Raw genomic sequence first — 20,535 nt, 5'->3', positions numbered from 1 at the left:
AAAATATATGTTTTTTTCTTATAAACTGATAATAACATAAAAAAATTATCTAGAGGTATTCTTAATTAGAATTTCCTCTAATTAAGAAATTGCGAAAAAAAATAAACGTTTCTTCCTACTAACGAATACACCTGAAACAATAAAGTCGCAGGTGTTAGTTGCCCATTATAAAAAAATCACTTTGTTCTGTTCAACTTCAGCTTTTTTATTTCCTTGCCATTATTAAAAATTTGCAGCTCTAATTGGCTTTTTTTCAGTCTCGTTGCATGATATTCTGTCTTGCTTCCACTTTTGGCTAGCACTATCTTTCTTTTAGAAGAGTTCACACCAATTTGTGCATTTTTCATCATGTTATGTCCATTACGATTGATGTCCCAGTATTCAAATTTTCTTTTTTTAGTTTTAATCGTAAATTCTTCGGATTGATTGGACCAGGTTCCTTCTAACCACGCCGCGTTATTCTCAGTGTGAGTATTGATAAAAAATAATAAAAAAACTGAACATAGAATTATTAGCCCCATAAATAGGCGCCTTTGTATTTTCGATAATTTCTTTATCCGATAAAAAAATTGGTATAATCCCGTGTCCAGTCGTTGTAAATAATGGCTGAGCGTGCCTTTGTCTTTTCCCAAACAATCCCTCCTTTTTCACTTGATATGAATAAGTGATAGAAAGAGCCGTTTGAAGAATCTGACTAAAAAACTAAAGAGCTCTTTTTACTTATTTAGAATTCTTGCAGCATACCAGGCGATGCCTTCCGATTTCCATCCGACTTTGACCAAATTGTCTCGTTCTGAAGCCAAAGGAGTATAATGATGGCTATCTTCTCTTGGTGCAGCACTCGGGTTGTATAGACGATAAACCGGAACACTTCCTCCTGAAAACCATGAAACGCCTTCGTACTTCCAGCCAGCCTTAACTAACTCGTTTTTTTCATATACGTGGGGCGTGTAATGATGTCTGCCATTGTTTGGATTGTACATTCGATAAACCGAAGACCCAGTAGATGGAGCTATCCAGCCAACACCTTCATAGTTCCAACCGACATTAATTAGATTGATCGCCTCACTTGTCAATTGTGCGTAGTGATGCTGTCCGTCATTTTTATTGTACATTCTAAAAATGAAGCGTTCGTTCGACGCTTGACCGTCTGTAGAAGGATAAACGTTGGGGTCTGTTCCCGCTGATTTTAGAATTCTTCTAGCAAAATTTGGATAAAAATAGGTAATATCAACTGCCGTCACATTTTGTCCTGGTTGAGGAGCATGAATCATTTGATTATTTCCAATGTACATTCCAACATGGTAGGTAGCACCCCTGCTGCCGTAAAAAAGTAAATCCCCCGGTTGTAAATCCTTCAGATTAACTTCTGTCCCATATTTCTCTTGATTCGTGGTTCCCATTGGGAGATCAACATTTACGGCCTGCTTATAGACATACTTAACTAATCCTCCGCAGTCAAATGCGTCCGGTCCAAACGCTCCCCAAGCATACGGCTTCCCAATTTGAGCTCTTGCCATTGAAACAACCGAATTTTGTTCCCCAGTAGCACGACTCATTGGTGGTAAACTTGCTGCCTCAAGTGTCGGAATGCTCATGATTTGTTCGAATTGCTGCTCACTAAATCCAGCTTGTACAGCTTTGGCTTCTTCCGACTCATATAAAGCCGACACTTCCTCATCCTGTTCGGTGATTTCATCAGATGTGTCGGTAGAACTAGTCGATTTGTTCTTCATTGTACTCGAACTATTTTCGGAACTTGGAGCTGGACCGCTTGCCTCCGTATCTAATGTAGAATCATTAGCGGCGACAGCCATAATTCCTGTGTTTGCAAAAGTGACTAAACCTAATAACGCTAAAGAAGTACTAAATAAACGCCGTCTTAGATGCTTTTTCATAAAATAACTCCTGTTTTTGTAATATTTTTAATTTACAGAACAACAATATGCGAAAAAAGCTTTTATTTGCACATAATAAAATTCGGATTTCCCCGCCGATTCACGTTCTATAAAATAACTATTTTCCAAAAACAATTGTACATTAAATACGTTAGGATTTCATCCCCTCACTTTACTCATTTTTTTAACCCCGAAACTCAACTTTTTCTATAGCTAACTATAATTGGAAATCCCTTTGAAAAAAATGAAAATATCCTCAATGGTCACTTTTTCACCTTGAATGCATTCAAGTTTATTTGATAACCATTAACGACTGATTTTAGACCGTTCACGACAAAACACTTATAAAATTAAAAAAACCTCGTACAATTGTAGGTAAGGAGGTTTCGTTGTATGAGAACATCGATTTTTTTAGAATCAAAAAAGGGCACCGTCATCATCCAAGCAGCAGAATTACTTTATATCACAGTGGATACTACTAAAGATCATTCTTTATGCTTTGTAACAAAACAAGAAAAGCACTATTGTACCGGAGATTTAAATGACTTCGATGATACAAATAGAAATTGGCTGTTTCGTTGTCATCGTTCCTTCATTGTAAACTTGTTAACTATCAAAGAAATCAATAAATACGAACGTCGTGTCTATTTCTTAGATGATCAGTCTGAGAATAATTGTCCCTTTTCAAGAAGAAAATATGTCCCGTTAAAGGAGTCTTTAAAAGACTTTTTATTAACCGAACAGCAAGCCTAATAATCACTTGTCCCGAAAGTTTTTCATTGTAGTGTCGTTCTAAATGCATTACAATCGAACAAGAATGCGAAAGACATCACAAGGAGTATCAATAAATGACACATAACTTTACATTATTCCTATTGAACAAAGTCAGCGCGCAGAATTATATGTCTGAAAGTGAATACGAGAATGTTGTCTATTCTTTGGAGATTCTGCTGATAAACATTTTCAAAAGTATTCAAATCTACTCAGTCGCACTTATTTTAGGTGTCCTATTCGAAACGTTTATTATGAACTTGGCCTATGCCCTCCTAAGGATACACGCCGGAGGTTGGCACGCAAAATCCTCCATCAACTGTTCTCTTTTTGGTTTGGTCGTTTTTGTGGGGATACCACTCATTTTCCAAAAGTTTGAATTTGCTTTGAACTTTTATTGGCTATTGCTTTTGTCAGGAATAATATTAGCCTTTGTTGCGCTTTATGCACCGGCTGATACAGAAAAAAATCCTTTGGTTAGCGTAAGTGAACGAAAAAGAAAGAAAATCCTTTCTCTTTTAAGTGCCCTAGTAATCAGCGCCTTCTCGTTATTTTTCGCGGGACCGCAAATAGCAACTTTGCTGGTGACCGGTTTGTTAATTGAAACACTTTTGATCCACCCATTATTTTATAAATTAATAAAAAGGAGATATAAAAACTATGAAAACTATCAAAATCAACCGTAATTTTTTGCTTAGAAACATTTCAAAAATCCTTGTCGCAACCTCAGTGGTATTGTTAAGCCGTCCTTGTCTTCTTTGGGGTTATGAACCTGAGAATCCAAAACTAAAAAAATTGAATATTAAAGAATAGAATGGAAATCTTTGCTTTATTTCTATTAACTTCTATAGAAAATTTCTCACAACTATTTATCTATTCTAAGTTAATTAATAAAAGAATTCCTATACGAACAGCAATCTCTCTTCCATTAATTTTGATTGCTGTTTATCTTTCCTTTAATTATCTAATTTTTGTGGTAATTATTTTTTACTTCTTAGTGATCGGAAAAAGGCTTAATAAGGATTGTAACAATAATCTGTTATGGTTTTACAGTATCTATACAGTATTCTCGTATACTGTATTTGCTTATTTCATGAATTCAACAATTCTTTTCTTGATTGGAGAAAATACATTCGATCAATATATGTATCTGATTAATATGACGATATCTCCTCTTTTTTCAATTATATGTAACATACTCTTGTTGCGATTAATCAGACCTAGTATTGATTTTTTAAAGAAGCATCAGGATAATTTAAATCAAATTTTTCTATTATTCATAAACGTTTTATTGACCCTTTGCTATATCATACAGTTCGGCAATTATTGGATAGAGCAATATTGGTTGACAGATGGAAATCCTATTCGGAAATATCTAATCGTAATATTCATATTAGTAATCGTTCTACTGATTGTCTATTTGAACATTAAAACACGACAACTTGATAAACAACGTATTCAAGAGCTAAAGGACAACCAGTTGGCCGATCTCACCTCATACGTTCAGCAAATCGAAACGATGTATGGAGAGCTTCGAAGTTTTCGGCATGACTATCATAATGTTTTAATCAGCTTGAATGAAAGTATTAAGAGCAAGGATCTTGCCGTCATTGAAAACACCTATAATCAGGTGCTAAATAGCGAGGGGCTTACATTGGATGATGAGCACTATTCATTAGCACGATTAGACGGCCTGAAGACATTGCCGATCAAAGGAGTTTTTTCGGCCCACATTATCCAAGCGTGGCAGAAAAATATTCCGGTACACATAGAAATCGATGACACCATTCAGGATGAGCCTATTGAGATTTTGGACTATGTCCGCATTACTTCCATTCTTTTGGACAATGCGATTGAAGCGGCCGAAAAATCTGAAAATCCTTTTTTAAACATCGTTTTTTTGAAGAATCATTTGGACAAAGAACTTCAGCTGATTATTGAAAATTCTTGTCCAAATGAACCAATCGATATTGCTAAAGTTTTTAAAAAGGACTATTCAACAAAGGGAGAAAATCGTGGGCTTGGATTAGCCACGGTTCAATCTATTTTACAGAACTACACAAATCTGTCCTTGCAAACGGAATATCAACTGGGTGTGTTTCGACAAGTTCTGATGATTAAGGAGGAGATTTCGCGATGAATATTTTCTTACTAGAAGATGACATTATCCATCAACAGCGTTTAGAATTAATTATTCGAGAAATCTTAGTCGAAAATCGCTGGTCAGCAAATTCTATCGTTACTACCGCAAGACCCGATCACCTTTTGGAAAAAGTACAAGAAACCGTTGATCAAAATATTTATTTTTTGGATATCGAACTTAACGGAGAAAAGAAAAAAGGCTTAGAAGTTGCTCACCAGATTCGACAGCTCGACCAACGTGGTGTCATCGCTTTTATTACCACCCATTCAGAATTCGCGCCGATTACTTATGCTTACAAAGTTTCGGCCTTTGATTTTATCGCTAAAGATAGTCCTGTTGATGAGATCAAGCAGCATGTAGTCGATTGTTTTGAAAATCTTTTGAGTACACAATTGAACGGAAAAAAAGAAGAATTATTCATCTTCAGCAATCAGCACACCAGCTTCCAAGTACCGTTCTCTGACATTCTCTATTTTGAGACAACAGAAATCTCCCATAAACTGCGGCTCATCTGCAAATCGCGCTTAGTCAACTTTTACGCGACTCTTGATGAGGTCGAAAAAATGGATGCTCGTTTCTTTAAAATCCATCGCTCGTTTGTCGTCAACTTGGAAAACATCGCGGAAATCAATCGTTCTGAAGGATTGGTTTATTTTGACAAAGCACACTCCTGCATGATTTCTAGACGAAAAATCAGAACCGCACTTGAAAAAATGAATTCTATTAATCAGCATTTTCAAAAAAACTAAAAAAGAAGAGTCTGAGGTTTTCCTCGGACTCTTCTTTTTTTTACTTAATATTTACATCAATCACTTGATAAAAAGCATTCACGGTATCACTAATATTCCAAACCGCTAGAATAATATTGTAGCCTTTTCGATTATTCGGAAGCGAGATTGTCTGATTGACTACTTTTGATGGGACTGCCCCATGATCATCGATTTGTTTGATTTGTTCGAAATCCCCAAATTTTAATGGCTTGTTTGGATTCCAGCCTGGTTTTGTGATGTAATAATCCCACGTGCTTGTTCTATGCGGCGCAGTAAGATACCAAGATACCTTTAAGTTCCCTGAAGAAACGACATTTTTATGCCAACGCGATGTTGATTGGGCATCCAACGGCTCAAACCCGCTAACGCCAGCACTGGCGATCTTCCCAGTTACAAAGGTATTCTTCTTTGCCTCAATACTTTGAGGCTCCCATTGTGCACGACCAACATTTTTATTCAGATTTCCAGCTGCAGCAGTCCCTAAATAAGCTCGACTCCCCGGCGAAGTAATGTATCCGTGAGCAAATCCCGGTACCGCAAAACCAAACAGCCCAAATGCGACAATACTAACGATCAGCCAACTACTCAATTTTTTCATAAATAATCCTCCTACTTTTTCAATGAACGGATAAAAATGGTTATCGAGCTAGCTCAGTTATAAGTTTATCGTTGTCGCTTAAATGGAACAACGGAATATCGTCATATCTTAGCAGATTGTAACAGCTGCCTTTGAAATACGAGAAACACTAATATATAAAATGCGTTATTTTTAGACTGTTGTTATCTGAATTCCCAGATCAAGGAATGATCCAGTTTAAATCGAATCATTTGTTTTTTTATCCTAAATTCGCGGTTATAAATAAATTGTTGGGTAATGAGAACAACTACAAATGCTTTAATCCCATATCCATATTCGACGCTCGCTGTTCGGTCTTTCTGCTCATTTAGATTTTCCGTAAAAAATATGCTAGTATTATAGTCATCCTTTTCGGAAATTCATGAACACTAGGTGATTGTTAGTGAGTATTACATTTAGACAACCCATCAAAGATGATTTAAATCGAATTATTGAAATTGAAAATACAGGTTTTTCACCGGATGAGGCAGCATCAAAAGAGGCAATGGATGAGCGAATCTCCGTCATTCCAGACAGCTTTTTCTTAGCGCTCGACGATCATGATCGCATCATGGGTTATGTAGTTGGGCCGGTTATTCCTGAAAGATATTTATACGACGAACTTTTCGAAAAAACGGTCCCAAACCCTAAAAGCGGCGGTTATCAAACCATTCTCAGCCTGGTTATCGACCCAGATTACCAAAAATTTGGAATCGCCAGTCACTTGTTGACTGAACTAGCAACCCGTTCTCGACAGGCCAATCGAACAGGAATCACTTTGACCTGTTTAGAGAATCTTATTCCATTTTATGAAAAAAATGGGTATAAAGTAGAAGGCATATCCACTTCGCAACATGCTGGGGAAACTTGGTATAATATGGTTTTAGATCTGTAAAGCTGACTAAATGGTCAGCTTTTTCATTTTTTTAACGAGATGACACCTTGTAACACCGAAAGATTCCATTATCAAAAGACTGTCTGTGTATTTAAATTTTTATGAAAAATGAATATACCTACTTAACTTTGTGAACTATTAGTTTATCAGCCAAATTCAATGCCTCATCAATCACCTGATGCATGTCGTAATAACGATACCGTCCTAGACGACCTCCAAAAAGTACTTGAGAGTTCTCTTGAGATAGTTTTTCGTACTTATGATAAATATGCTGATTTTCTTCGTTATTTATCGGATAAAATGGTTCTTCACCTTTATACCATTTTTGGGGATATTCTTTCGTAATAATTGTGTTTTTTTGATCACCAAATTCAAAGTGTTTATGCTCAATGATTCGTGTATATGGAATTGTTTTATCAATATAATTAATTACTGCATTCCCTTGATAATTACTATGCGCAAAATGCTCATGTTCAAATGCTAGTGATCGATACTCCAATTCGCCAAAACAGTAATCATAAAATTCATCTATCATGCCAGTATAAATAACTTTTTCATACTTACTCAACCATTCAGCTTTATTTGCCAAAAAGTCTGTCATAAGTTTTATTTCTATATTAGGATGATCCAACATCCTTTCAATAATTTGTGTATACCCACCAACAGGAATTCCTTGATACAAATCATCAAAATAATTATTGTCGAAGGTAAAACGAACCGGTAACCGTCGAATAATAAATGCTGGAAGTTTCTCACATGGTCTTCCCCATTGCTTCTCGGTATATTCTTTAATTAGGATTTCATAAATGTCCCTTCCAACTAGCGAGAGCGCTTGTTCTTCCAAATTAAGCGGCTCTCTACTCCTATAGCGTTTAGACTGTTCTGCAATTTTTTCTTTTGCCTTCCACGGGTCTTTTACTCCCCACAAAGTATAGAACGTATTCATATTGAATGGTAAATTATATAATTCGCTTTTACTAAATGCCATGGGCGTATTTGTAAATCTATTGAAATCCGCAAATTGGTTTATGTAATCCCATACTTTTTTGTTTGATGTATGAAATATATGGGCACCATATTTATGAACTTGAATATTACTAACTTCCTTTGTATAAATATTTCCTGCAATATGATCCCGTTTTTCGAGTACTGTTACTTTATCTCCATTATTGGCCATCTGTTCTGCAAAAACCGAACCAAACAGGCCGCTTCCAACCACTAAGTAAGATGTCATCTGAACTTTTCTCCTTATCTCATATCACAGCTAAAAATAGAATATATTTTCCTTATACTTCATGATATTTCATTCTTTTAGTTAAAAATATTTTTTCCCAATATTGAGACGTTCTAAATCTCATGAAATGAACTATGAGATACTAATTTCAACACGTCAAAATCAGTTTTATTATTATTTTGAAGGGAGATTTATTGTAAATATGGGACGAAAAGAAATGCGAAAACAACTAGAAAAAGAACAAAGAAGAACCAAAAAGAATGGAAAAAATTGGATGTATGCAACCTTAACGGCGGTTGGTGGTGTTATTGGGGTAAATGCAACTTCTGCCAACGTTCAAGCAGCCGAAGCCTCTCCTCAAGCCAATGCAGGAGTGGAAGTTGATACTGGAAAAGTACTGGCAAATAACAATACAGCCACTATTCCGGCCTCCTCTACAAGCAATTCAATGGCGGCACCTGCAAGTTCCTCCACTAGCAGCTCTACTACTGAGTCAACTAGTGCTTCACTTACAGAATCAGCTAGTACCTCAACAACAAGTTCTGCAAGTGGTTCTACAACTGAGTCAGCTAGTACTTCAACGACTGAATCAACCAGTGGCTCTACAACGGAATCAGCTAGTACAAGCCTAAGCTCATCGACTTCGGTAAGCGAGAGTACAAGTTCGGTTAACTCGGAAATTTTAAGTGATTATTGGAGCGAAAGCTCTTCCGAGAGCAACTCAACTTCATTTAGTGAAAGCTCTTCTGAAAAAACATCTGCAGTGAATAGCGAAAGTTCTAGTGGCCGGAATTCGGAGATTCTGAGTGAGTATTGGAGCGAAAGTACTTCTACCTCTACTTCCGACAGCACTAGTATGAGTACTTCAAATTCTACTAGTGAAAACAAATCTTTAACAGCTTCTAATTCATCAAAGAATAATACCAATGGAAAGAAGGCATCATCAACTGGGACAAATAAATCCTCCAGCAGCAGTCTTGGATCTAAACAAGCATCGAACTCTGCAAACGGGAAGTCCTCAGTAAATACAGGAAAAGAACTTCCTAAAACTGGTGAATCAAATCAATTAAGTGCTCAACTATCTCTTGTTGGTTTAGCTACTGTGTTCTCCGCAGGTGCCTTTCTTCATCATTTAGAAAAGAAAAAGAGTTTATAAGTAAAGTTTTTAAAGAGGTATCTGTTATCTAAAAACGATAACAGATACCTCTTTTTACTATTGTAAGCAAGATAGTTTACTTGATGGATTGCTCAAAATCCCAATTATTGCAATATATTTTTACCTTAAGTAATATTTTCATTTACTATCCGATTTATAAAATTTGTTACTAAAACTAGTCACTCATATACGGGGCTAAAAGATAACTTATACAATTCTGCTCGAGATCATTCTCTTCTAATAATCCTGCCATCTTTTTCAATAGTTCCTCCTACTTTTTCATTTCATGATCGAGACTTTGTAGCATGCTCAAATAAGCCAAGAATTTATTTTCAAAGAAAAAAATCCAAAGGAAATTTCCTTTGGATTTTTTCTAGTATCAACCATTAATCAAGCAATAGAATTCAAATATTTTTATACTGCATTCTATTACCAATTTGTTTAAATTAATCTTTTTCTGGATCGTTCTTCTTCATTAAGGCAAGTGCTGCAAGAACACCAGTTAACCCGATGAAGGATAATTGTAGACTTGACTCCAATGTCTCCCCTGTTTTCGGATATTCTTTCCCTGAAGAACCGCCCTTACCTGAGCTAGCTACATTAGATGTGCCACCAGAAGTAGCCGTTCTCGAACCACCAGATTGTGCTTTTGAAGCCCCTCCTGAAGCAATACTTCGACCACTCGTAGATGTGCTGTTAGAAGTTGGCACGTTAGTACTCATGGAAGTACTACTACTATAGCTTTGCGATTCACTTCTTTCGCTTGCGCTGATTGAAGAACTCAAACTCGTACTTTCACTGTTACTAATGCTTGTACTGTTTGAATTCAAATCACTGTTTGACGTACTTAGGCTTGTACTTTCACTTATACTTGCTGAAGTACTTCCACTGTGACTTGATGATAAGCTTGCACTTTCGCTATTACTTACACTTGCACTGTCCGATCTTGAATCACTGATCGATGTGCTTTCACTTGTACTATCACTCGTACTTGCGGATGTGCTACCACTGTAGCTTTGTGATTCACTTCTTTCGCTTGCACTGATTGAAGAACTCAAACTCGTACTTTCACTGTTGCTAATGCTTGTACTGTCTGATCTCGAATCGCTGACTGATGTACTTAAGCTTGTGCTATCGCTATTACTAATACTTGTACTTGTTGAGTTTGAATCACTGTTTGACGTACTTAGACTTGTGCTTTCACTTATACTAGCTGAAGTACTGCCGCTGTAGCTTGCCGATAGACTTGAACTATCACTGTTGCTAATACTTGTGCTGTCTGATCTTGAATCACTAATCGATGTGCTTTCACTTGTACTGTCGCTCGCACTCGCAGATACTTTCACTTACTGAAAGAGATAGTGATTCAGAATTTGATAAGCTATCTGAGGTGCTATCGCTGTCTGAAGTGCTAGTACTTTCACTATCACTCAGTGAATCAGAAATCGAACTGCTATCACTGTCACTATCGCTTTCTGATAGCGATTCACTTACAGAAATAGATAATGATTCAGAATCAGAAATGCTATCAGATGTACTTTCGCTCTCTGACAAGCTCTCACTCTCGCTTAATGATTCAGATATGGATTCACTTTCCGAAATGGATTCAGAAATCGATAGACTGTTGCTTTCTGACTCTGAGTTTGACTCACTTTCAGACATTGATGTCGATAATGAGTCACTGTCACTATCTGAATTTGAAACGGACTCACTGTTTGACGTCGACACAGAACTAGAGTCGCTATCTGATGTAGAGTTTGATTCGCTTTCCGAGTTAGAAATCGACGTTGACTCGCTCTCTGAGATTGATTCAGAAGTAGAGATACTCTCACTTTCCGAAATGGAAATGGACTCACTTTCTGAAATTGATTCAGAAATCGATTCGGAAGTAGAATCCTCAGACTGAGAAGTTGATTCACTTTCTGATACAGATTGAGAAAGTGATGAAGAGTCACTATCAGAATTAGAATTAGAGATGGAAGTACTTTCACTTTCCGATGTGGAAGTAGATTCACTTTCTGAGTTAGAAGTTGACTCGGATACGGGATCAATTTCATAGTTAACGACAAATCCTTGAGGAGAACCATCAATTGGAAGTCCGTTATTTGTAGTAGTATCAAAAATACTATTACTTGCTAACGCTTCAGCTAATGTAGCGTAAACTTGTCCGTCTGGTCCTGTGACAGTATAAATGTATCCATTTCTAGCCAAGTCGGCATCTGTTACACCTAAAACGATTGTTCCATTTGAAACACCTTCAGCTCCATATTGACCTTCAGTAACAGTTGTTGGCAATTGATCATATGCATCGCCTGTCGCAGGATCAGTAGCTGGTTGATTATTTGAGATTACTCCAGCTAATTGATAATCTGGATAAAGAGTAATAGTTAAACTTTGAGGATTCGCATCCGTCGTGTTCGTCCCATTCGCGGTAAAATCAAAAATGAATGTTCCACTAGTATCAGCATGATATCCTGCTTGAGTTAGATAGCCGTAAACTAAATCAGCATAACTCACCTCAGCACCAGAAGTTCCATTTATAGAAACATTTGGGATTTGTCCTACTAAAGCAGTTCCATCAGAATTTACAAAAGTCACATTAACCGTTTGAATATCTGCTGAAACATAAATAGTAACTAAGTTTGCATCAGTTCCAACTGTAGTAGTTGTTGGCTGCACGAATCCGTTTAATTCAGAACCCGAAGCGTAATGATAACCTTCCGCAACATTGGTAGAGGTATAGTACGCATTTAACCAATCAATGACATTTCCATAGTTAGCAGGTGGTAAATTACTTCCCGCTGCTTCCTGTCCAGAACCTAAGTAATCCGCCGAAATAACCATGCCTGTCTTAGCGTCTACATATTGATACTGAACGTTATTATTCGCTACACCATATACATAAATATTATAAACATATTCGGTTCCTTCCATTGGAACAATGGCAACATTCGCTTGTCCATATGCATCGCCGTCATCAGCAGCAGTTGTACCATCTCCTCCGCTTTGTTTGTCAGATAGAGCAGAAGCAGGTACTTGACTAGCAATTGCCCACATGTAATTTGGCGGCATATTAGTTAAAGCATAATCTTTATTAACTAAATTGATATATTGTCCAATATAATTAACATCCTTATCAATTGGAACATCAATTGTTTTAATCACGTTACCGTATTGATCTACATATTTGAGTTTTACAGTACCAGGATCAATTGCAACAGTCGCTAATTCACGCGTGCTACTGTCTACAATATTGGACGTGGTAATATTCCCTGCCGTATCCTTAATCGTTGTTGTACTTCCAGATATAGTCATTTCAGCAAATTTATTATTTCTATTTCCACCAGGGGTTGCTGTCTGAGAATCGCTTCCCTGCCATGTGCTGATTTGAGAGTTATTCATAGTAAATGTTCCCGAACCTGTGAATAATGCTCCATTGGTAACTGCACCTGAACTCGTTAAACGAGCCAAATGTAAAGCTTTAGGAGAGATAAAAATAATCTTCGATCCACTATCAGTACGAATAACAGTATTATTATTCCACTGTTGCAGGTCTAAAACAGTACCTGCATTGAAGGTTACGGTTGAATTATTTGTAGCATATAAAGAGTTACTTCCAACAGTTCTTGTTGCGGTCATTTTTAAGTTCTGACCAAAAGTTACGGCACGTCCAGAGCTATTGCTACCAGAATAGCGGTTTAAATCAAGCAACATTTGGAATCCATCTTGTGTCCAATTAACATTGTCTCCAACTAAAATTGAGTTGTAACCATAATAAACCAACGGATAATTATTACTATTATACGTGCTTAACTCATTACCAATAATCGTAGAACCGTCACCAGCTGTGAAAGAATGTGCGTAGCCAGTGTCCGCTGCATCATTACCTCGAATTGCCATGAAATAGAACATAGAGTAACCCGTTGTTCCAACAGTTCGATTCAATTCAACATGCGCACCATTGACTATTTCAACTTGACCTATCTGCATCAATTCTTGCTTAACGTCAGCTTTAATTGTTCCTGAAAGAGTAACTTTACTATCTTCTGCATCTAATAAGCGACGCCCTGAGTCAGAAGATGTGGTCCCACCATTCCCTTTAAGGATGACGTTGTTAATATTAAAATTCCAATAACCATAACCACCAGTTGAATTACGTGAATCAATTACACCATCAGCCGCTCCAGTACCACTATCACCACTTAAAGTGCCACTTTGCCAATGAATCAAATTAATATCTGTAATTGTAAATATTGATCCTCTAGTAGTAGATGAAGTTCCTACATTAAATGCAGCACGCTCCATATTTACAGTATGTCCTGCACCATCAATAATTACACCGTTTTGACGCCATCCTAGATCACGAACAGCTACATTTGAAGCTGCGGCAAAATCTGATGTAACTTCTATATAAGTGATGGAATTATCACTATATGCTGTTTTAAGAGTAGCCCAATCATTAACCGCCGCATAAGTTCCATTTGCAATTGCAGTCTGCTTGTACACCTGCTTATTCGTAACCTGATCAGATGCATTAACAGTTACCGATGTAGGATTTTTAGGCGTTTGCCCATTATTAATCGCATCTTCAAAATCCTCTCGATTTATATCTGGATCAGAAGAAACATTAATCTTTGTTGATTTTCCGTTTGCACCACGAACTGAGAAATAAGCGATTAAATCATTTGCAGCAGCATATTTTTGTGCCGCATGAATCAAAGCAGTACTAGGAGCAACTCCTGTTTTCATTGTAAAAACGAGTTCTTTCGTTTTTGAATCAACTTTTACTTCAGTACCGTTTGGAATAATTTGGTCAAAAAGATCCTTAGCCTTATTCGTATCGTTCTTGCTTTGTTCTTGTGTGGAAGGCTGTTTACTCTTTTCTACATTTTGAGAATTTACTGAACTTCTCTTTTCAGAGTTGCTCATTGATTCAGAAAGACTGTTTGAAATCCATGAACTTGCCGATGCTGAATTATTCATAGAATCGGATATACTTGTGGACTGATTTTCGTCCGCTGCTGCTAATAAACTAGTTGAATTACTAATTGAAACAGACTGACTTGTTGAATCTGATAAGCTATTGGACTCTGATAAGCTCACTGATTCCGAGAAACTTATTGATTCTGATAGACTATTTGATTCTATTGAGCTATCAGACTCCGTTTGGCTAGTTGACTCTGTGGCGCTGTCAGACTCTGTTTGACTTGAAGACTCGACTACGCTTTCCGAATCTACAACAACTGAATTTGTTGTACTTTCTGATTCTACAGCTGTACTATTTTGTGTTGATGAGGCTGGAATCTGTGTGGTGTCTTGATTCGCTAAAATCTGGTCCGTATCAACTTCCATCCCTGCATCATCTTGAGGGCTGGTTGATGTTGCATGAGCATCTTGCGTAACTAAGGTGCCTGCACCTAAAACACTAGTAAATGCTGTAATTGTAGCAAACATCCAATGCTTGCCGCTTTTGTACATCTTGTAACGCTCTTTTTTATTGGATCTTAAAAGCTTATACAAATTATTTTTACGACTCATAATTCTGTACAACTCCCCTTTCTTCTATATTTCTATTATTTTTTGAGGTGCTGAAAGAATTATCTCACAGGAAATTATAAGTAGATTAGAACGTATCAATATTGGGAAACAAGTTTTTCATTTATATATAATTACTGGTTAAAATCAAACTATTTTTTCGTTACAAAAACATATAAGATATCTTTAAAAGAAAAATCCTTGTAATAAACAATTGATTAGTTTGTTTATACTTTTTTACTAACTAACCGTTTATGTGAATTTCTAAAGATAGACTAATTTTTATATTGCCGTATCAATTCGTTAAATAGGGCTTTTAATTGTTAGTGATTAAATGACGCATTAACCTTTTTCAAAATTCAATTTTTTTATTAATGATAATAACTTTCTTAGCGTTAATAGTAATAACATTTTCCTTTCAACAGGAAGAATGAATAGGATTATTTCCCTTATAGATAATTGTTCAACTTAATAAAAAGCCATTCAAAAATAACAAACGGCTTAATATTGAACAATAACCGGTCTATTGACTATGCCGTAGACTCTTGTTTATAATAAAATAGTTGATTTGGGGAAGTACTCAAGTGGCTGAAGAGGCGCCCCTGCTAAGGGTGTAGATCGTTAACACGGTGCGAGGGTTCAAATCCCTCCTTCTCCGTTGCATTAGTTATATTAAAAGCCCCGTCCACAACCATGGACGGGGCTTTTAATATAACTAATGATCAACTGCCAAATTAAAGGTTGCTACACGTTGTTCACCTGAAACAAAATCAATTTCAACATTATCTAACTTATTACTACTAACTGGCAATTTCCAAAAAATTTGAGTTGTGTCTGACTTTCCTTTGGGCACTTCATTCTGCCCACGCTGTTGATTCACCGCTATTAATCGCTTTCCATCCTTTGAGTATGCTTGAAAAGATTGGTAATAGGGAAAAAATGGCGTATCCATATCAATGTTTTTATACTCAATTTTTACTGAAATCATATGTTTTGTATCATAGTTTTCTAGTTCGTTCATTCTTTTTGGGAAAGCCGACTGCTTCGTCGTTACTTCCACTACCTTCATTTCCGCCAACTTTTTTTCTCCGTCACCAAACTCGATAGCCTCATTTTTCGAGAAGCTTTTTACCTCTTGAGTAAATCTAGCGGCATCACTTGCCTGTGTTTTCTTTTCGTCTGTCCCACCGGTTGATAGTTCTTTTTTCAGCTTGGAATTTTCAGTTCTCAGCTTCGTTACTTCTTTTTCCAAGCTTGAGGTTGTCGTGGCTGAACTCCCCCCAGAACATCCCGTTAGCATCAAAAGAATTATTAATAGTAGGCTCACAATTCCATTATTTATCCTCATACTTTAATTCTCCATAAAACTCTTACAAAGAGTCTGCTTCAAAACCAACTAATGAATTTAACAGTTCGTTTTGTTCTTTTAAGATATCTTCAATTTCGACTTCATCTGATGTTTCGACTAGATGATCGGCCTGAGTTACCTCGTCTACTGTGGCTGTTTCATCCTCAGGTCCAGACATTGCTAGCTGTCCATTTGAGTCATTAGCATTTTCCATTTCGACTTCCATCGTAGCAGAACTCTTTGTTTCCACCTCCCGATTTTCCTCAACCAGTTCCGAACTAAAAGTCGGTAGTACATTTTCCGAGTGTGTTCCCTTAGCATTTGCATTACTGCCGAGAAAATTATCTCCTAAGAAAATTGTTCCAAAAGTATATATATCTTTTGCACTCTTATTATCAACACTCATGCTTTCATTTTTTGCCACTAACCACATTTCGTCATCAGAAACCGTCTCACTAAAAATGATGTTCGGAAAATAGTTGATTACTTGATAATTCGTTGCCTCGTTTACCAGCTCTTTCAATAAATGATTACTGCAAAACACCTCATAACCAAGTAAATTTAGCTTTTTAACCAATTCTTCCTCTGCAAAAACACATTTCGTTAAAATCAATACGTTCATTTTTATCTTCCTTTTTTCTATTTATTTGTTCACCTAACAACTCAGTATTCAACCCTGTATTGCAAAAAAAATGCCATAAATTTTAAATAAAAAAGAGTCATTTATTCTTCTTCATTTAACTAAATTTGTTATTATAGGACTAATGTAATTAGCAACAAAATTCTCTGCAGTTACACTATTCATAGTGTGATTAAAACCAGCGGTTCACCATGTACAAAAAAGTTCAAAGTCGAAATTTCTTTCTGGATAGATTGGAAATAATTCCTAGTCTTATAAAAAACTAGAAAAAAAGCTGGAAACCTTTGATAGTAATGGTTTCCAGCTTCCTTTGACGGTTTATGACGTTTTATACATTTTTTATTTTTTTAGAAGGAGTTTTTTTCTTTACCAGAACGACCAAAAAGATATTTTTAGGGTCAATAAACAGAAAAGCAAATAAAGAAAGCGCTTACTTAGAAAAAGAATAATTAATAGCCCAAAATATCAAGAAAAAAATTTTGAAAACGATTTTTAGTTAATCCACTGTTCCATCCTAGCTATTACTTGATACCTCTGCTCTAACAAAGCATTTACATATGTATCAAGTGTCATTTGCGTAGAAGCATGCCCTAAAAGCGCGCTGACCGAAGAGATATCACCTTTTGATTCTAAACAGCGCGTTGCAAATGTATGTCTCAGTTGGTGAAAGTGTATCTGCGATAAATCAGCCTTCAAACGGATTTTGTGAAAATGGTATGTTAATAGTCGTGGTTCACAAGGTTGACCATTGGTTGAAAACACGAACTCGCCAGTAGATCCTTTTTTATGATCAATTAATAGTTTTTTTAAGGTTCGACCTATCGGAATGACTCTTATTGAGGCCTCCGTTTTGGAGCTTGCAAAAACCAATTGTGTTTTTTGTTTTCCCTGAGAAATTCCTATTCGTTGATACGTATTATTTACATGTATCAATCCTAAATCAAAATCAATATCTGACCAACGTAAAGCAGATATTTCCCCAATACGCATACCAGAATGCAGGGCCAATAACACAGGAATTCCCGAACCATTTTTTTCTGCTAATGCAGTACTCATTAGTTTTTTTTGCTCTGGCCGTGTCAGTGCGCTAACTTTAGTCTTTTTAGCTTTTGGCAATTGAAGATTAGAAAATGGATTAGAAAAAATCTTTCCACATTTTTTGGCATAGTTTAAACACTTATTTAAAATTCGAAAGATTACCTGTATCGTTGATTTAGCAAGCTTTCCATTGATGTTTTGGAGAATTTTCTTTCCTTGTTCTAGTGATAACTCATTTAATGGGACGTCTTTTATCATCGGTAAAACATAGTTGTTCATTTTATAATAGTAACTTGAAAATGTTGATGGTTTGACATCATGCTGTACATAACTCAACCAATAACTAGCCCATTCCTCAAACGTTTCATTTGCAAATCCCTGTACTTGCTGGATCGTATGGTACTGAATTCTAAGTGGGAAGATTTTTTGGCGAACTTCAGTATAGCTCTTTCCGTAGACATAGCCATACTTAATTTTTCCATTTGATTTTCTACCTTTAGAATAACGCCCTTCCCAACGTCCATCCTTTCTTAAATATATGTTTTCACCTTTTCTCATAACTAAGTAACCTCCAATTTTTTGACGGCGTAAACGACGGCACATTTTTTTATTAATTCTTATTTAATCCACAGAAAATATGAAAAATGAATTCACTTTTTGTAATGTAATTTCAGGCTTATTTAAAAATGATTAATTTTATGAATATTATTGATTAATTTTAATCAGTATTTTATAATAGCATTACAAAATGATTTTAAAACGGAAGATAAATAAGTTAATTTATTTTTCAGACGAATATTTCTTTTCTAGTTTTTTATAAGACTATGTAATTTTTTTGCTAAATAAGGAAAGTATCTTCTCTAAATTTGAGGTGATACTTTCCTTATTTATGTAATCTTATCGTTTCATTTTATTATTTTAGTATATACAAAAAAATAACCAATTAAAATAGTTCTTCTCTTAAATGTCTGATTATTCAAAAATTAGTTGCCTATCAGACTCCTAGATCTTTCTGAGGAATATAAGAGTATCTATGCTGGTTGCATAGTCAGTTGTCAATCTGATATTAGTTAATCTTAAATAATAAAAATAACAACTCTTACGAATACCGATACTAAAATTGCATTTTTATTTTTATAAAGAATAAGTTGAATACTGTTTATTACAAAATCGTTAGCTTTGCAACATGCCTTTCAATGGTTCCTATATCAAATCGCTGGTAAATTATAGCTACTAGTTATTTAGGAGGAGATGTTTTTGATTTCTGATACGTTAAAAAAAGGGTTGTCTACGTTTGACCTGAAGGTTCTTGGTATTGTTTTAATGCTTATTGATCATGTGCATCAAATGTTTGTTCCATTTGGTGCCCCCAACTGGTTAGATTGGTTTGGCAGACCGGTTGCGACACTATTCTTTTTCGTAAGTGTCGTTGGATTCACCCATACACATAGTAAAAAGGCCTACATGTTGAGATTGTATGTATCGATGGTACTCATGTCGCTCCTTACTTTTTTACTGAGTAAGATTGTCGGTTACGAACAAGTGCAATTAATTAATAATATCTTTAGGGATTTATTTGTCGGTACTTTAATGATGTATGCCATCGATCTTTTCGTTGAGGGAAAAAACACTGCTAACTTGAAAAAAAGTTTTGCAGGAATATTGTTGTTTATTCTGCCAGCGTTGCTTTCCGTATTCGTACTTTCTGCCCTTTCGAACCCGTTAATTCTGCAAAATCCGTATGGGGTCTTAGCTATTACCACGCTTCTTCCGGCATTACTCCTAGCTGAAAACAGTGTAATGGTGCTTCTGATTCCGCTGTTGTATCTTGCAAGGAATAACCGTAAAATTCAATGCTTATTGATTGCATTAGTAGCAGCGATTTATTTCTTTTTGGGTTTAACTCAGTGGATCATGATTTTTGCGATTGTCCCAATCATGTTGTACAACGGACAAAAAGGCAAAGGGATGAAATATTTCTTTTACGTCTTCTACCCGGCTCATATTGCTATCTTGTATCTCCTCTCTGCCTTCTTATATAATCGCTAAAGCAAAAAAAGAACTCCTTGCGAGTTCTTTTTTGCTTTTACGCAGTGATTGATTTTAAGTTTCTATCTGCTGGACTTATAAAAATTAAATGAAGGAGTTGTTTATATGTCAGAGGCAGAAAAAATTGAAAAAGATATTAAATCAATCATTGAAATCTGCGATCGGTTATTTCACGAAGAAAAGTTCGATGAACTGACCAAATATTATACTGAAGAAGCTGTTCTCGTCGTAAAACCGGACCTGGTCGCCCGCGGTCGTGCCCAAATTAAATCGGCATTCATTAAGATCGCCGCCTACTTTGACTTTGACAACTCGATCAAACCAATCGAAGGGAAAATGGTTGTTGTGCGATCGATAATTCTTATGGCACTACGTTGATAGATTAATCCTGTTTTGCTGAAAAAAACGTTGACTATTCATTTTGATAGTCAACGTTTTTGTA

General features: G+C 36.0%; 17 protein-coding genes and 1 tRNA gene. 9 read left to right on the top strand and 9 right to left on the bottom strand.

Going from position 1 to position 20,535, the window contains the following annotated elements:
* Positions 1-176: 176 nt before the first annotated feature.
* Together PGP85_RS09070 and PGP85_RS09065 are read right to left on the bottom strand one after the other, a co-directional pair.
* Positions 177-632 (bottom strand): hypothetical protein, encoded by a 456-nt coding sequence (locus PGP85_RS09070; protein WP_270327189.1) that lies wholly within the window; start codon positions 630-632, stop codon positions 177-179.
* Between the two features lie 84 nt (positions 633-716).
* Complete coding sequence (locus PGP85_RS09065; protein WP_270327188.1) at positions 717-1,898, bottom strand: NlpC/P60 family protein; 1,182 nt, start codon at positions 1,896-1,898, stop codon at positions 717-719.
* A gap of 393 nt (positions 1,899-2,291) precedes the next feature.
* Here PGP85_RS09065 and PGP85_RS09060 point away from each other — a divergent pair, with 393 nt between their 5' ends.
* From PGP85_RS09060 to PGP85_RS09045, 4 genes are all read left to right on the top strand, one after another.
* Positions 2,292-2,651, top strand: coding sequence for a LytTR family DNA-binding domain-containing protein (locus tag PGP85_RS09060; protein WP_010742516.1), 360 nt, complete (start codon positions 2,292-2,294; stop codon positions 2,649-2,651).
* Between the two features lie 95 nt (positions 2,652-2,746).
* Positions 2,747-3,355 (top strand): accessory gene regulator B family protein, encoded by a 609-nt coding sequence (locus tag PGP85_RS09055; protein WP_270327185.1) that lies wholly within the window; start codon positions 2,747-2,749, stop codon positions 3,353-3,355.
* Positions 3,356-4,014: 659 nt separating this feature from the next.
* Positions 4,015-4,809 (top strand): sensor histidine kinase, encoded by a 795-nt coding sequence (locus PGP85_RS09050; RefSeq protein WP_270327182.1) that lies wholly within the window; start codon positions 4,015-4,017, stop codon positions 4,807-4,809.
* Positions 4,806-5,561, top strand: coding sequence for a LytR/AlgR family response regulator transcription factor (locus PGP85_RS09045; RefSeq protein ID WP_010742520.1), 756 nt, complete (start codon positions 4,806-4,808; stop codon positions 5,559-5,561). The genes PGP85_RS09050 and PGP85_RS09045 overlap by 4 nt, the downstream gene beginning before the upstream one ends.
* Before the next feature lie 40 nt (positions 5,562-5,601).
* On the opposite strand, the gene PGP85_RS09040 is transcribed toward PGP85_RS09045, so the two are convergent.
* Positions 5,602-6,180 carry a lytic polysaccharide monooxygenase gene (locus PGP85_RS09040; RefSeq protein ID WP_010742521.1) on the bottom strand — a complete coding sequence of 193 codons (579 nt, stop codon included), beginning with the start codon at positions 6,178-6,180 and terminating at the stop codon, positions 5,602-5,604.
* A 421-nt stretch (positions 6,181-6,601) separates the two neighbouring features.
* Here PGP85_RS09040 and PGP85_RS09035 point away from each other — a divergent pair, with 421 nt between their 5' ends.
* The gene (locus tag PGP85_RS09035; RefSeq protein WP_270327179.1) at positions 6,602-7,093 is read left to right on the top strand and encodes a GNAT family N-acetyltransferase; all 492 of its coding nucleotides are present in this window, start codon (positions 6,602-6,604) and stop codon (positions 7,091-7,093) included.
* A 118-nt stretch (positions 7,094-7,211) separates the two neighbouring features.
* On the opposite strand, the gene glf is transcribed toward PGP85_RS09035, so the two are convergent.
* A complete protein-coding gene (gene glf / locus PGP85_RS09030) occupies positions 7,212-8,327 on the bottom strand; it encodes a UDP-galactopyranose mutase (RefSeq protein WP_270327176.1) in 1,116 nt (371 codons plus the stop codon).
* A gap of 217 nt (positions 8,328-8,544) precedes the next feature.
* Here glf and PGP85_RS09025 point away from each other — a divergent pair, with 217 nt between their 5' ends.
* The gene (locus tag PGP85_RS09025) at positions 8,545-9,483 is read left to right on the top strand and encodes a hypothetical protein (RefSeq protein ID WP_270327174.1); all 939 of its coding nucleotides are present in this window, start codon (positions 8,545-8,547) and stop codon (positions 9,481-9,483) included.
* 446 nt (positions 9,484-9,929) lie between these two features.
* On the opposite strand, the gene PGP85_RS09020 is transcribed toward PGP85_RS09025, so the two are convergent.
* Both PGP85_RS09020 and PGP85_RS09015 read right to left on the bottom strand, forming a co-directional pair.
* On the bottom strand, positions 9,930-10,205 hold the full coding sequence (locus tag PGP85_RS09020) for a hypothetical protein (protein WP_174302249.1): 276 nt from the start codon (positions 10,203-10,205) through the stop codon (positions 9,930-9,932).
* Between the two features lie 586 nt (positions 10,206-10,791).
* A complete protein-coding gene (locus tag PGP85_RS09015; RefSeq protein WP_270327168.1) occupies positions 10,792-15,021 on the bottom strand; it encodes a pectate lyase-like adhesive domain-containing protein in 4,230 nt (1,409 codons plus the stop codon).
* Positions 15,022-15,588: 567 nt separating this feature from the next.
* On the opposite strand from PGP85_RS09015, the gene PGP85_RS09010 reads away from it, so the two are divergent.
* A tRNA-Ser gene (locus PGP85_RS09010) sits at positions 15,589-15,676 on the top strand.
* Positions 15,677-15,733: 57 nt separating this feature from the next.
* On the opposite strand, the gene PGP85_RS09005 is transcribed toward PGP85_RS09010, so the two are convergent.
* The 3 genes from PGP85_RS09005 to PGP85_RS08995 form a co-directional block, all read right to left on the bottom strand.
* Positions 15,734-16,366, bottom strand: a complete 633-nt coding sequence (locus tag PGP85_RS09005) for a hypothetical protein (RefSeq protein WP_270327165.1) — start codon at positions 16,364-16,366, stop codon at positions 15,734-15,736.
* Positions 16,367-16,388: 22 nt separating this feature from the next.
* On the bottom strand, positions 16,389-16,988 hold the full coding sequence (locus tag PGP85_RS09000; protein ID WP_270327164.1) for a hypothetical protein: 600 nt from the start codon (positions 16,986-16,988) through the stop codon (positions 16,389-16,391).
* A 510-nt stretch (positions 16,989-17,498) separates the two neighbouring features.
* The gene (locus PGP85_RS08995) at positions 17,499-18,602 is read right to left on the bottom strand and encodes a site-specific integrase (RefSeq protein ID WP_270327163.1); all 1,104 of its coding nucleotides are present in this window, start codon (positions 18,600-18,602) and stop codon (positions 17,499-17,501) included.
* 699 nt (positions 18,603-19,301) lie between these two features.
* On the opposite strand from PGP85_RS08995, the gene PGP85_RS08990 reads away from it, so the two are divergent.
* Both PGP85_RS08990 and PGP85_RS08985 read left to right on the top strand, forming a co-directional pair.
* Positions 19,302-20,093, top strand: coding sequence for a TraX family protein (locus PGP85_RS08990; RefSeq protein WP_270327161.1), 792 nt, complete (start codon positions 19,302-19,304; stop codon positions 20,091-20,093).
* A gap of 105 nt (positions 20,094-20,198) precedes the next feature.
* Positions 20,199-20,471 carry a Cif family virulence factor gene (locus tag PGP85_RS08985; protein ID WP_270327158.1) on the top strand — a complete coding sequence of 91 codons (273 nt, stop codon included), beginning with the start codon at positions 20,199-20,201 and terminating at the stop codon, positions 20,469-20,471.
* Positions 20,472-20,535: the final 64 nt, after the last annotated feature.

The sequence above is a fragment of the Enterococcus malodoratus genome (assembly GCF_027659535.1).
Classification (GTDB): Bacteria; Bacillota; Bacilli; order Lactobacillales; family Enterococcaceae; genus Enterococcus_A; species Enterococcus_A malodoratus.
This window is presented reverse-complemented; position numbering and strand designations above follow the sequence as displayed.